Annotated in this window: 11 protein-coding genes and 1 pseudogene; 3 read left to right on the top strand and 9 right to left on the bottom strand. The window is 50.5% G+C overall.

The genetic code is table 11. The features are described 5' to 3' along the window. Positions 1-33 precede the first annotated feature (33 nt). A complete protein-coding gene (locus NE584_RS17725; protein ID WP_050623615.1) occupies positions 34-1,470 on the bottom strand; it encodes a GH25 family lysozyme in 1,437 nt (478 codons plus the stop codon). Between the two features lie 259 nt (positions 1,471-1,729). Between NE584_RS17725 and NE584_RS17720 the strand changes: the two genes are divergently transcribed. Both NE584_RS17720 and NE584_RS17715 read left to right on the top strand, forming a co-directional pair. Further along, positions 1,730-2,908, top strand: a complete 1,179-nt coding sequence (locus tag NE584_RS17720; protein WP_108980666.1) for a M20 family metallopeptidase — start codon at positions 1,730-1,732, stop codon at positions 2,906-2,908. 124 nt (positions 2,909-3,032) lie between these two features. Next, positions 3,033-3,155: pseudogene (locus NE584_RS17715) on the top strand (sporulation transcriptional regulator SpoIIID); the annotation flags it as partial. Positions 3,156-3,427: 272 nt separating this feature from the next. Here NE584_RS17715 and NE584_RS17710 read toward each other — a convergent pair. The 8 genes from NE584_RS17710 to NE584_RS17675 form a co-directional block, all read right to left on the bottom strand. Next, positions 3,428-4,612: a Gfo/Idh/MocA family protein gene (locus NE584_RS17710; protein ID WP_108980664.1), complete on the bottom strand. Its 1,185-nt coding sequence runs from the start codon at positions 4,610-4,612 to the stop codon at positions 3,428-3,430. Positions 4,613-4,626: 14 nt separating this feature from the next. Further along, positions 4,627-5,682 (bottom strand): TRAP transporter substrate-binding protein DctP, encoded by a 1,056-nt coding sequence (gene dctP, locus NE584_RS17705; RefSeq protein ID WP_256183371.1) that lies wholly within the window; start codon positions 5,680-5,682, stop codon positions 4,627-4,629. Positions 5,683-5,747: 65 nt separating this feature from the next. Next, a complete protein-coding gene (locus NE584_RS17700; RefSeq protein ID WP_108980662.1) occupies positions 5,748-7,034 on the bottom strand; it encodes a TRAP transporter large permease in 1,287 nt (428 codons plus the stop codon). 1 nt (position 7,035) lies between these two features. Further along, positions 7,036-7,527, bottom strand: coding sequence for a TRAP transporter small permease (locus NE584_RS17695; protein WP_108980661.1), 492 nt, complete (start codon positions 7,525-7,527; stop codon positions 7,036-7,038). A gap of 21 nt (positions 7,528-7,548) precedes the next feature. Beyond that, on the bottom strand, positions 7,549-8,352 hold the full coding sequence (locus tag NE584_RS17690) for a sugar phosphate isomerase/epimerase (RefSeq protein WP_256183370.1): 804 nt from the start codon (positions 8,350-8,352) through the stop codon (positions 7,549-7,551). A gap of 20 nt (positions 8,353-8,372) precedes the next feature. Further along, positions 8,373-9,128 carry an SDR family NAD(P)-dependent oxidoreductase gene (locus tag NE584_RS17685; RefSeq protein ID WP_108980659.1) on the bottom strand — a complete coding sequence of 252 codons (756 nt, stop codon included), beginning with the start codon at positions 9,126-9,128 and terminating at the stop codon, positions 8,373-8,375. A 218-nt stretch (positions 9,129-9,346) separates the two neighbouring features. Then, positions 9,347-10,240, bottom strand: coding sequence for a LysR family transcriptional regulator (locus NE584_RS17680; protein ID WP_256183369.1), 894 nt, complete (start codon positions 10,238-10,240; stop codon positions 9,347-9,349). A 205-nt stretch (positions 10,241-10,445) separates the two neighbouring features. Further along, entirely contained in the window at positions 10,446-11,522 is a 1,077-nt protein-coding gene (locus NE584_RS17675) for a DUF6076 domain-containing protein (protein WP_108980657.1), read from the bottom strand. 159 nt (positions 11,523-11,681) lie between these two features. Between NE584_RS17675 and NE584_RS17670 the strand changes: the two genes are divergently transcribed. After that, a complete protein-coding gene (locus NE584_RS17670) occupies positions 11,682-12,662 on the top strand; it encodes an AAA family ATPase (protein ID WP_108980656.1) in 981 nt (326 codons plus the stop codon). Positions 12,663-13,040 lie beyond the last annotated feature (378 nt).

The raw sequence follows: 13,040 nt of genomic DNA, 5'->3' as shown, positions 1-13,040 counted from the left end.
GTCCGCCCCGTAGGGCGGACCGCTCGCTTTCTCTCAATATCCGTAGGGCCGGCCGGTCTCCGGGTTGATGCCCGGGTCCAGCGGGGCCTCCTGGCCGTTGGGCAGTTTGGGGCGCTCTCCGCCCTCCAGGGCTCCGAAATAGAGGTTCATGTCCACCTCGCCCTGGATACCCGGCACACTCCCCTTGGAGCTGTACTGCCACATCTGGAAGTCATAGTAGAAACTGGGCTGCGCCTGGTACTGGGCGAACCAGAAGCTGTGATCCAGCAGCTTGCTCAGGTCGTACTTCACATACCCCTGATAGGAGTTGAAGTAGATCATAGACTCATAGCCCGCCTCCTGGATGGCGCCGCAGAAAGCCAGTGCCACCTCATTCATGGTGTCGCTGTCGATGGCGTTGGTGCGGGCGCTGCTGTCGCTGACCATCTCCCAGTCAAAGACCACCGGCATGGTCAAGTCATAGTCTCGGACCCGCTCCAGGACGAACCGCGCCTCCTCCAGCGCCTCCTCCACGGTAATGGCCTGGGAGAAGAAGTAGGCCCCCACCGCCAGCCCGGCATCCAGCGCGCCCTGGACGTTCCGGTCAAAGTATGTATCCTCATAGAGCTTGCCCTCGGTGTAGCCCCGGCCGCCCACCCGGACGATAGCGAACTCCACACCGGCATCGGCCGCCTGCTCCCAGTCGATCTCCCCCTGGAACTGGGACACATCCACCCCAAGGTGCCCCTGAACCGTCCCATCATCATAGGTGAGGTAGTCTCCCTCCATGCGGAACAGCTGGGGGATGTAGGAGAAGGCGGGGACTGTCTCCAGCACATCCAGGTAGAAGGTCTGGCTGTACCCCTCATAGGCGATCTGCCCCGCGTGGACATCGGTGTTCTTCATCCGCCAGATGATGGCGACCAGCTCGGAGCGGGTGATGCTGTCCTCCGGATGGTAAGACAGCGTGCCATCCTCCTCCAGCTCCCCGGAGAGCTGTATCTTTTCATAGAGCACGGTGACATAGCCATCGTCCACGTCTCCGAAGGGCGTCTCGTTCCGGGAGGGCCTCAAGTTCAGGGCTTTGGCCGCCATCTGGGCCACCGTCAGCCGGCTTACCGCACTGTCCAGATCGGTCACCTGCTCCCGGGTGACAAAGCCCTTCTCCAGGGCAAAGTCCGCATTGCCGCTGCTCCAGTGCTCCCCGGTGGCCTCCCGGCGGTCAAAGCCTGCCGCCGCCAGCACCATCACCAGGGCCTCCCCCACCGTAACGGCGTTGTCCGGCCGGAAGGTGCCGTCCTCATAGCCGCTCACCGCCCCGTCCTGTTTCAGGTCCGCCGCGAAGGGGGCGTACCACGCCTCCGCCGGCACATCCGAATAGGGGGCCTCCGTGACTGCGGGCGGGGTCCCGGCCGCTGTCTCGACCGCCAGGGCCGCGGGCACCGCTGTCAGCACCATGGACAGAGCCGCCAGCAGAGCCGGTCCCCTCATGTTTCTTCTCTTCTGCTGCAATGGGATCATCCTTTCCTGCCCGGCGCCGCGGGCCCGTGATATGTTGACATAATACCGCATTTTTCGACCCATTGCAACCATATCCCACCTTCGAAGAAGAGAAATTTTTTCCTGCTGATCTCCCTGTGCACCGTCCCCCTTGCGGTCCTGCCCGGCGCCGCTTATAATAGGGACATGTGCCGGCAGGCAGTCCTGCCGGAAATTTTAGATCTTCACACCTGGAAGGAGCCCGTCTAACATGTGGAAGGATTGTCAAGCCCTGCAAGATGAGATCACTGCCCTGCGCCGGGAGCTGCACCAGATCCCGGAGGTGGGGGCACAGCTGCCCGAGACCGCCGCCTGTCTCTCCGCCCATCTGGACCGCCTGGGTATCCCTTTCGTCCGCTCTCCCCGGGACAGCGGCCTGATTGCCTCCATCCAGGGCGGCCTGCCTGGTCGAACGGTGGCCCTGCGGGCAGACATGGACGCCCTGCCCATCCAAGAGGAGACCGGACTTCCTTTTTCCTCCCGCCGCCCCGGCGTGATGCACGCCTGCGGGCATGATGCCCACGCCGCCATGCTCATGGGGGCCGCCCAAGTCCTGCAGAAACACAGGAAGGAGCTCCGGGGCACCGTCCGCCTCCTCTTCCAGCCGGCCGAGGAGCAGTGTGAGGGAGCCAAAGTCATGCTGGAGCAGGGGGCGCTGGACGGAGTGGACGCCATCTTCGGCTTCCATATCGGCACCCTGCTGGGGGCCGACATCCCCAGCGGCACCGTGATTGCCCCCTCCGGCTGCTGCATGGCGGCCTTTGACAAGTTCACCATCCGGGTCCGGGGGCGCGGCTGCCATGGCTCCACCCCGGAAAAAGGGGTAGACCCCGTCAATGCGGCCGTCCACATCGTTCTGTCCCTCCAGGCCATCACCACCCGGGAGATCAGCGCCGCTCGCTCCCTGGTCCTGACCATCGGCAGGATCCAGGGGGGCGACCAGTATAACATCATCCCGGACGAGGTAGTGCTGGAGGGGACCATCCGCACTCTGGAGGACGGTCTGCGGCAGTACGCCGCCCGGCGCATCGGTGAGGTGGCCCAGGCAGCGGCTGCCGTATTCGGCGCCAGTGCGGACTGCACCATCACCTGGGGCGCTCCCCCTGTCCTCAACGATCCCGCTATGGCGGAGCTGGCCGCCGGGGCCGCCGCCGAAGTCGTGGGCCCGGAGCACGTCGTCACCCGCATCCCAGCCCCCAACATGGGAGGTGAGGATTTCGCCTTCTATCTGGAGCAGGTCCCCGGGGCTTTTCTCTTTCTCAGTTCCTCCGACCCCGCCAAGGGGACGGACCGCCCCCACCATAGTCCCCGGTTCGACGTGGACGAGTCAGTGCTCTGGAAAGGGGCCGCCCTCTACGTCTCCCTTGCTCAGACCTTTCTCAACGGCTGAATCCTCTCCACGACTGGGCCTTCATCGGGAAATTCTTCCAGTCGAGGCATTTCCGGCCTCATAAAATCCTCTCCCCCGCATATACATGTACAGCAGATGCAAAATCCGGGGGAGTTGTTGCTGTGTGAAAGGGAATATCGAGGAACGGGCCTGTCAGCTGGCCCTTTACATCATAGAGAACCGGACCACGGTCCGCGCGGCGGCACAGAAGTTCGGGATCAGCAAGTCCACGGTCCATATGGATATAATAATTTAGAACGGTTTATCTGGACGATAGTTTAACTGACTAAAAAATAGATATAAGATTGTAAGAGCGCCCGCTAACCAGGGGGCTATTGGGAATATATTTTAAAGCTGCCATATGAATTAGAGAGCCTCCTGTGCGTTGCATTTCGTTTGCGCCGCACAGGAGGCTCATTAAAATTTTATACTTCGTATATTCGTATAACTTTAAGAGTATATATTGGAATAAAAAGAAGACCTAGTATTTAATAAAACTGCCAAACGCCAGATTTCTTGTTAGCAATCTAGGTTTACTCTTTTTCCCTCCTCAGCCGATTGATAAGCTGCATATACAATGCGTGCTGTATCGTACGCCAGTGAGAATCCAGAATCCGGAATCATGTCATATGCGATCGAGTCCATAAAATTCTGCAGTTCGCCAGTATAACCACGGACAAATTCATCATTGACCCAAGCTTTATTCCACCCAGTTTTATGCTTCATGAACTGCGAAATTTCGATATCCTCCAAGCCATCGTCATCCATAAAATAGCTCTCAAGCATATTTGTTGGAGTAATATTACATACAAGAGCACTGTCACTGCTGTATACATTGATATAATTTTGCGAGCCTCCCAATACGGTGTCCGAAGCGATGGCCAACGCTTTCGTTCCATCAGAAAATGTGATCGTTACATTACTGTAATCTTCCACATCCTCAGGCTTTACCAGAAGATGACGCTTATCTTCTGGCAGCAGGCAGTCAGTGGTCACACCACAATCCGCTACAACGCTGGTCACCCGGATATTTTCTCCCCGCGCTTTTGCCTCCTGCTGCTTTAGCCAAAGCATTCCGCCAATTGGATGGCAGCCGTTTCGCATTAAGATTCCGCCGCCAGTCCCGCTCCATTTTCCAGCCAAGGGAGAACTGCTACCATTAAGGCTCAATTCTCCGCGCATATATAAAATCTTACTCTTCTTTGCTCGAAGCATTTGGGCCGCACGCTGCACTGGCGGCGCATAGACAAAGTTTTCCGCATACATAAACTTTCTTCCGCTACTCTCTACCACGGCTTTCAGACTGTCCATGTCCCGCATGACTTCCCGGTACATGACAGATTTAGGTGTGTTCTTACCTACATTCAGTTCGCCTTTCTGTCCGAAATATCCGGTCAGTGGCTTTTCGCAGATCACATGCTTCCCTGCTTGGAGCGCTTGAATAGCCATTGTACAGTGGAGAAACGGAGGAGTCACGATATCGATCACATCAATTTCCGGATCTGAAAGCATTTCCTCATAGTCGGAGATTGCCTGTTCATATCCAAACGAATCCTTGACTTTCTCTGCGGCATCCAGTCGAACATCACAAATCGTCTTCAGACGGATTTCCAGTCCACAAACACGCTGAAATCCACTTGCGTGAAGTCCTGCCGCATAGCCAGCACCGATCGTACCAATGGTTACAGTTTTTTTCTGAAACATATCATAGCCTCCATTTAAGATGAATAACCGGCAGCTTTCAGGTACGCATCCAACAATTCAGGGTCAATGCTCTCTTTCATACGCTCAATCGCCTTATCCAGAGTAGCATCCCTCAAGAACTCACGCATGCCATCAATCTGATCGAAGTCAATAAAAGTCATTCCCTGCTCCTGAAGGAATTGCAGATCATCTGCGTTGGACTCATCCGCAACTTGCTGGGAATAAGGCAGCAATTCCTCAGAAACCCGCATGATCATTTCCTGATATTCCGCAGGCAAAGCATCAAATGTGGATTTTCCAATGAAAATCACATTGCACTGGGGAACATGGTTGGAATTTGTCACATACTTCTGAACCTCATAGAATTTGGAGGCCACTGTTGTACGATAAGGATTCTCCTGTGCTTCCAGCAATCCTTGCTGGAGGGACAGATACAGCTCAGAAAATGCCAGGGGTGTGGGAGCCAAAGTGGCATCTGTCCAGAATTCAATATGGTTGGGATTGTCCTGTACGCGCATCTGCATACCGGCCAAATCCTCCGGGCTTTTAATTTCTCTGTTGGTAGTGATGCAGCGGAAGCCCTGATCTGCCACTACCAGCAGTTCCAGATTCTGCTCCACAAACTTTTCTTTCAGCAGGGAATCGAAGGTTTCGTCTGAAAGGGCGGTTCTGATATCCTCCACATTGTCAAAGAGGAATGGAAGATCGGCAACGCCGCAGTCGGCAACTGTATTGGTTACAGAGGCAGTATTTGTACACTGCATCGTCATATCACCCTGAATGACGCTTAGAATCATCTCAGAGTCGCTGCCCATCTGTCCATTAGGAAAAATGTTTACTGTAATCTTCCCGCCACTGTACTCTTCCAGTTTTTCTTTGATGCGCAGGCACATGGCGTGGTTCCAGGAGTCTTCAGTTCCTGTGTGCCCAATGGAAAAAGTCATTTCAGGTAATTCGGAGCCCGATGCGTCGGCATTGCTACCAGCATTGGAAGTCGTCCCCCCGCTGCACGCAGTGAGAGAAAGCATCATTGCCGCTGCAAGCAATCCACAGATCCATTTCTTTTTCATAGTTGATCCTCCTTCAAAATTAATATTAGTTTTTTCGAGCTTAACACGCTCTTGAAGGCTACTTGTTACAGTAAAATCGTGCTGATCGCTGGGATATATGTAATCAGCATCAATGCGATAAAAAACATTACCATGTAAGGCAGAGCTTTTTTCGCCAAACTGGCCACAGGAACGCCGGAGAGCGATTGCGCTACATACAAGTTCACACCCACCGGAGGTGTGACAAACCCAATGGCCAAATTTACCACCATGATAATTCCGAAATGAACAGGATCGACTCCCACCGCGCTGACAAGAGGCAGCATGACCGGCGTAAAAATCAAAATATTGGGCGAAGTATCAATGATCATCCCCATAAACAGCAGGAAGATATTCAGTACCAGCAACAGTAAGAACTTATTATGGACCAGTCCGCCCGCAAGGGAAAGTACCACATCCGAAGCCTGTAGCAAAGAAAGAATTCTGGAAAAAGCAGCAGCCGTGCCCAATACCAGAAGCATCGGAGCTGTAGTTTTCACAGCTTCCGCGCACAAAGGAAGCAGGTCTTTCAGTTTTAAGGTCCGATAAACAAAAAGACCGACTGCGGTAGCATAAAAGGTTCCGATTAGGGCTGCCTCGGTAGGGGTAACGATACCACCGTAAATCCCGCCCAAGATGATAATGGGAGACAACAGCGCCCAAAAACTGCTTTTCAATACTCCCCAAAATCCCTTAGCTCTAAGTTCGGAAACGCGCTGATGAATCAGCTGCTTGTTTTCCCCTTTGGTTTTGCAGTAGAAGATAGCATAGATCATTAGACATGCCGCAATGAGAAATCCGGGAATGATTCCTGCCAGGAACATATCTCCTACGGAGGCTCCGCTGGCCATACTATAAACAATAAACGGAACCGACGGAGGAATGATGACCCCCAGGCCACCTGCAACTGCTACAGTACTGGCGCTAAAAGTATGATCATATCCCAGGTCATCCAAAATGGGAATGGTCATCGTACCTACAGCAGCAGTGGTGGCTGGAGCCGAACCGGAAATAGCACCATAAAATAAGCAGGTAATAATAGAGGCGCAAGGCATGCCTCCTGTTTTATTTCCGATCAAGTATGCGAAAACATCAAACAATTTTTCTGCAATGCCGCTCTGTGCCATGATGATACCACCCAAGATAAACAGCGGGATTGCAAGTAATGGAGTGCTGTTTAATCCTCCCACTACATTTCTCAAAACAAAAGGAATTGAGGCAGAAAATCCCGGAGAAATCAGGCTGGGAATCAACGATACAACCAGCAGCATAACGCCAATGGGAACGGTCAGGATCAGCATGACAACCATTGCGCCAAAAATTATTCCTAACATTTTATTCACCGTCCTTTTCCGTTGTTTTTTTCACACACGCTAACAGTGCTTGCAGAATGTTTTCCACCAAGCGCAGAGAAGTCAGTGCGAATCCGACCGGAATTGCCGCATAGACATAATTCATGGAAAGGTTAATGCTGGACCAACGCTGGGCGGTGGTACTTAAAATCGAGAGGGACTGATATGTTAAATATACGAATATGACCAGCATAAAAATCTGTACGGCGATATCTATAACCTTCAAAATAGCCGGACGCAAAATTGCGTTAAAAATCTCTAACCTAATAATGCTCTTAGCATGTATGGTATAGCTAATGCTTAAAAAGCCCATCCAAACAAATAAATACCGTCCCAGCTCCTCCGACCATTCAATTGACATACCGAGGCATTTCCTGGCAACGACTTGAGCCCCCATAACAAAAACGATGACTAACAGAGAAATGATCATGAGAGCAACTTCCAAATTCTTATCGAGCCATTTTATAATTTTCATGGTCCACCTCCGTTCTTTACTCTATTCCAAGTATTTTTTTGCGTACTCCAGGGCTCGGCGTGCATGCGCCTCAAATCCGATTTCTGCTGTGCGAACACTGTGCGGTATCTCAATTCCCCGAACAATATTTTCTGGAAGCTTGGACAAAATTCCCTTGAGATCAATCGCTCCCTCTCCCGGATAGAGACGTTCCTCCCGACCATCATGTACCAAGACATCTAGATCAGTTGGAATCTCCTGAACGGCATCACACAGATGCATGAAGCGGAACCACTCTTTGGGTAATGATTCTAATTCTTCCAGCTTAACTCTGGAGCGATGGAAATGCAGTGCATCCACTACAATGCCAACATTCGGTAGATCAACATCTCTCAGCAACTGGGCAGCTTGCTCTAAATTCGTAATACCAGCCCATGTGACAAATTCTAAATTAATATCTTGGTCAAATTGTGCGGCTAACTGGCACAGTTCGGCAAATTTCTTTGTATAAAAAGAGCGGTTCGCTGTCCAAACATTACATAAAATATGTTTAATCCCAAGTTCTGCAGCGGCAGCTAGATGTGGTGCATACTCCTGTACATTTACCCCGTCAAAAATTCTTGCATTTTCGGTATCATTAATTTTCACATCGGTTTCTAAACTGGCCGCCCTTGTTTCTTCCAAGAGCACACGGTCTGTGAGCAGATGTGGAACTTCATTGGGCAGCCCCATGGGTATCGTTCTGAGACTGACATAATCATAACCAGCTGCTGCCGCCGTCCGAATGAACTCAGGCGGAGGACATGAAATACAGGTTAAATGTACAAGAGAATATTTATGGCTCAAAATAATTCCTCCTATGCTAATTAATACTGGAGACCGCCGTTTACATCCAAAACTTCACCTGTTGTCCAGGAAGCATCATCACTCCCTAGATATGCAATTGCAGACGCCACATCTTCGAATGTTCCAATACGCCCCAAGCGAATTCCCTGCAAAAGTTTTTCCCGGTTCTCTGCCGGAAGAGAGGCAAACATTCCTCCGCCGATCGGACCTGGGGCTACACAGTTCACCGTTATGTTCCAAGGCCCCAGTTCAAAGCCCAGAAGCTGTGTCATGCCAACAATGCCGCCCTTTGCTGCGGCATAATTAACGCCTACACCTGGACGACCAGTTCTTCCTCCGATCGACGAGATCAAAACGATTCTTCCATATCGACGCTCTTTCATGTGACCAATCAGAGATTTTACGGAATGATATGTACCAGTTAAGTTGATGTCTATGACATCTTTCCAATCGTCCTCTGTTAACTCGTCAATGGGATGGTGCCTTAAAATACCCGCAGTTGTTACCAAGACATCTATTTTTTTAAAGACTTCGATTCCATGCCGTACAACCGCACAGCAATCCGTGTACTGCCGTACATCCGACTGAAGGAATAAGATTCGATCAGAATAGCCCATTGCATCAAATTCTTGCTCCAGATTTTTTAAAACTGTCGGCGAACAGTCCGTTAAAACAACTTTTCCTGATTCGTCTAAAATCCTGAGTGCTGCCGCTCTTCCCATACCTCCGCCGCCTGTAATCAAGACGACCTTATCCGAATAACGGGAATGTATCATCCTTCATCTACCTCCTCAGACTTTTATTTTTAATTTTGACTAAATACTGTCTCTTGTTTCATTACAATCTTATATTAAATGATTAGAGCGCAAAAAAAACTGCCATTTTGACATGCTAATATGCTCAAAATACATACCTGAAGGACTGGAGATTTTTGTGCATAAAACCCCGGAATGCATACCTTAGAGGCAAACATTCCGGGGTTTCATAGACGGTATTAAATATTTTTGTTTTGAATAGTACGGATCACAAACTTGCGGAATGATTCTACAACAGGAGGACGAAAGTTTTCTTCCAGCCAGAACATGTACAGCGACCGCTTCATATTATGATTTTCCAGCGGTACTACCGCAACCTGATACATCCCAATCTCTTGAATCGGAGGTATTATTCCAACTCCAATTCCTGCCGAAACCATACTCGCAATCATTTTTTCATTTTGTGCCTCAAAAATTTGCTGAGGGGATACTCCATATTTATGAAAAAAGTGTTCTAAGTCGTAACGGGTACCGCACTTATGGTTGTATGTGATCAGCGGTTCTTGGCACAATTCCTGCATTGTAATATTCTCTTTTTGAGCAAAAGGATGATTAATTGGAACCACTGCCACCAGTTCCTCACTCATAACTTCAAAGTAGCAACACCCTGCTTGTTCAACTTTTGCCCCAAACCCCAGATCAACTTCCCTAGCTGCTATCTGTGCGATTCCGCTTGCTGTGGACTCTAGATCACTGACTTGAAATTGCACTTTTTCAAACTCGGGAATGCTTTTATACTGCTTCATTAGGCTGGGAAGAAAATGGTGGTGCAAGGTGTGAGAGACAGTGAGTCTAACAGTTCCTTGAGATTTATTAGATGCTTGTTGAATTTCGTTTTTGGCAAGTTCCAGTTCTCTCAAAATAATGGCAACATGTTTGTCAAAATTCTCACCGTAAGAGGTGACCACAATGTTACGCCCCTGTTTAATAAAAAGAGGTACCCCCAATTCATGCTCCAATTTCGCCATGGAGTGACTAAGGCTAGATTGTGCCACAAATAATTCTTCGGAGGCCTTGGTATAATTCTTTAGGGCTGCTATTTTATGAAAATACCGTAACTGCTGCAAATTCATATACGATCCTCCGTAGTCATGCAGCCTTGCTGCAAATAATATATATATTAAAATGCCCATCTATCATTACTGTATTCTTCGTAATTACATCATAGAATTCTAACAGATATTATATTCCGAGACCTAAATATGTGCAATATACAAGAACCTTTTCATTATACTTTCCGATAAAACTATTTTTATTTTGCTTTGAAAAAGCTCTTATTCACACACAATTTAGATCCGCTTTCAATTTGTCCAGAATCCGGTTTTTCTCCTCAAGTGTCCGTGATATTTCATAGCTCTTCAGCGCCCGATCTCTCAATCGCTCCGCGTCCCGGGCCCATTTCTCGAACTCCGGCTTGCTCATGGTACCCTTGCGTGTGCGGGCAAAGTACTTCTTATAGGCCCGTTGGTGCAGCTTCCAGATCTCGTTGTTGCGCACCTTCTCCTGAAAACTGGCCGTCGCGCCGATCTCCCGGCAGGTTTTATCTTCCTGACCGGGGGCCGGTCCATCACAGTAAGCATAGGTAGCTCCTGGATACTGGAGAAACCACCGGCCGCAATTGGCGCAGCGTTTAGGGACAAAGCCCTTCTGCATCCCGCGCATCAGTTCCACATAGACGAAGTCCAACAGACGGTCAAAGTACATCTTTTCCACCAGTTCCGGTTGGCAACCTTCCGGCTCCAGTACGGCGTACTGAATGTTCACCTGAGGAGCATCGATCTGGTTATCCTCCCCTAAGCTAACGCCGCTGACCAGAGCTTCCAAAAAATGATCTGTCAGCTGCTGGGCCAGAGGAATCTTCTTCTGGCCTTTTTTCTTTTCAAATGGCTGGCCCTCAAACAGGGACTCCAGAAACCAGCCGTAGCGCTCTTGAATATATAAAATGTCGTCTCTGGCCCGGATGTATTTCAACAGAAATGCGTCCGGGTCTTTTAGCGTTTCAGCAATCAGATCTGAATGCCGTCCTGCTTCAATCGATTTCCAAACCAAAGCCGGCTCAATAGCGCCCGGCTCCAGGATATACAGCCGATAGAGCGGCAGCTTCATAAAGGCACGCACCAGCGCCTCCAGCCGCTCCGATAACTGCTCCGGGTCACGGGCGGCAACGGACTGTTCCACAGCAGACAGCTTGGCGCAGTAATCAGTGATACTGCAGTTGAGGATCTCTGTGAGGATTGATCCGTAAGGCAGACAGTCAGTATCCCACTCCACCCAGTAGCCCTTATCCCCAAACTGAATTTTGGTGTGGGTGTGGGGGCGATAAAGATCAAATATGTCTTTCCCCAGGACAGCCATGGCAGTTCCCTCCGGTAGAGAATCTAATTGAAGCAATATAGTGTATGTATTAAAACTATACATTACCTATTTTCAAAAGTCAAGAAGTATGCTACCATAAAATTAGATAATAAAGATACAAAAAATAATATCGAATTTGATTGAGGCGGTGAACGCAGAATGAAACATGATTTGAAACTGTTCTCTATGGAAGAGATTCAGGCAGAGGAGGTGAAGTGGCTCTGGTACCCGTATCTCCCCCGAGGGAAATTGACGATCGTTCAGGGAGACCCCGGCGAAGGTAAAACTACTTTTGTGTTGGCGGTTATTGCGGCACTGACCTGTGGCGAGGCCTTGCCGGAGACTGAACAGGCGCTGGAACCGATCAATGTAATCTACCAGACAGCGGAAGATGGGCTGGCGGATACCATTAAGCCCAGGCTGGAGGCTGCCGGAGCGGATTGTTCCCGGGTGCTGGTGATTGATGAGAGCCAGCAGGAACTGACTCTCAGTGACGAGCGATTGGAACAGGCGGTTCATCAGACTGGCGCACAGCTCATTGTACTGGATCCGATCCAAGCGTATTTGGGAAACGATGTGGACATGCACCGGGCCAACGAAGTGCGTCCCATTCTGAAACGGGTGGCAGGAATGGCGGAACGCACAGGCTGTGGAGTAATTCTCATCGGACACATGAACAAAGCCCAGGGATTAAAAGCCGGCTATCGTGGACTTGGCTCCATCGACTTCCGGGCAGCAGCCAGAAGTGTACTGGTGGTGGGCCGGCTGAAAGAAGATCCCTCCATCCGGATCGTAGCCCAAGATAAAAACAGCCTGGCCCCGGAAGGAAAGTCCATTGCGTTTCAACTGGATGAAGAACATGGCTTTCTTTGGAAAGGTGCGTGCGATCTCTCTGTTGATGATGTGCTGGGTGGAGGCGGAAAGCTTCATACCAAAACTACTCAGATGGAGGACGCATTAAGGCGGATGCTCATAACTCCCATGTCTGCTGAGGCCGTTCTGAATCGAGCAAAAGATTTGGATGTATCGGAACGGACGCTGATGATCGCCAAGAAAAATCTGGGGGTCATATCAGAAAAGCAAGGCAATCAGTGGTACTGGCGTCTGCCGGAGCAAGGGTGTAAGGATGTAACAAGCTAAAGGCTTTGCATCCTTGCAGTCTTCCCTTTCTGCCAATGAAGGCCCTGAGGAGGGAGGCCCCGTCGGCGCAAATTCCTCCCTTTGGGGAGGGCAAGCATCGCGCCCGGCTATACGCCATGCACAGTTTCGGGGCGCTGCCCCGTACCCCGTCGTCGACGCAAGTTTCATATCGTTCACCCCGCCGCCAACGGCAGGGTTCACTCGCTACACTGCGTCTCCTCTCCAAACGAAACCCGCTGCGCAGCCGTTGGCAGCTCTGCTGCCTTACGGATGCGGCGTACCCCTTGCGGGTGCTGTGCTGGGCTTTCGTTTGGCTGAGACGAAGGACGAAGTCTGCAAATAAAAAGTCAATAGGGAAATAAAGCAAAATTGAGGAGA

This window comes from Clostridium sp. DFI.5.61, assembly GCF_024462915.1.
Taxonomy (GTDB): Bacteria; Bacillota; Clostridia; order Oscillospirales; family Oscillospiraceae; genus Lawsonibacter; species Lawsonibacter asaccharolyticus.
This window is presented reverse-complemented; position numbering and strand designations above follow the sequence as displayed.

Excerpts from the sequence above, each read along its gene's own strand:
- NE584_RS17725 (WP_050623615.1), bottom strand. The coding sequence starts at position 1,470 with ATGAGGGGACCGGCTCTGCTGGCGGCTCTGTCCATGGTGCTGACAGCG.
- NE584_RS17720 (WP_108980666.1), top strand. The coding sequence starts at position 1,730 with ATGTGGAAGGATTGTCAAGCCCTGCAAGATGAGATCACTGCCCTGCGC.
- NE584_RS17710 (WP_108980664.1), bottom strand. The coding sequence starts at position 4,612 with ATGTTTCAGAAAAAAACTGTAACCATTGGTACGATCGGTGCTGGCTAT.
- dctP (WP_256183371.1), bottom strand. The coding sequence starts at position 5,682 with ATGAAAAAGAAATGGATCTGTGGATTGCTTGCAGCGGCAATGATGCTT.
- NE584_RS17700 (WP_108980662.1), bottom strand. The coding sequence starts at position 7,034 with ATGTTAGGAATAATTTTTGGCGCAATGGTTGTCATGCTGATCCTGACC.
- NE584_RS17695 (WP_108980661.1), bottom strand. The coding sequence starts at position 7,527 with ATGAAAATTATAAAATGGCTCGATAAGAATTTGGAAGTTGCTCTCATG.
- NE584_RS17685 (WP_108980659.1), bottom strand. The coding sequence starts at position 9,128 with ATGATACATTCCCGTTATTCGGATAAGGTCGTCTTGATTACAGGCGGC.
- NE584_RS17680 (WP_256183369.1), bottom strand. The coding sequence starts at position 10,240 with ATGAATTTGCAGCAGTTACGGTATTTTCATAAAATAGCAGCCCTAAAG.
- NE584_RS17675 (WP_108980657.1), bottom strand. The coding sequence starts at position 11,522 with ATGGCTGTCCTGGGGAAAGACATATTTGATCTTTATCGCCCCCACACC.
- NE584_RS17670 (WP_108980656.1), top strand. The coding sequence starts at position 11,682 with ATGAAACATGATTTGAAACTGTTCTCTATGGAAGAGATTCAGGCAGAG.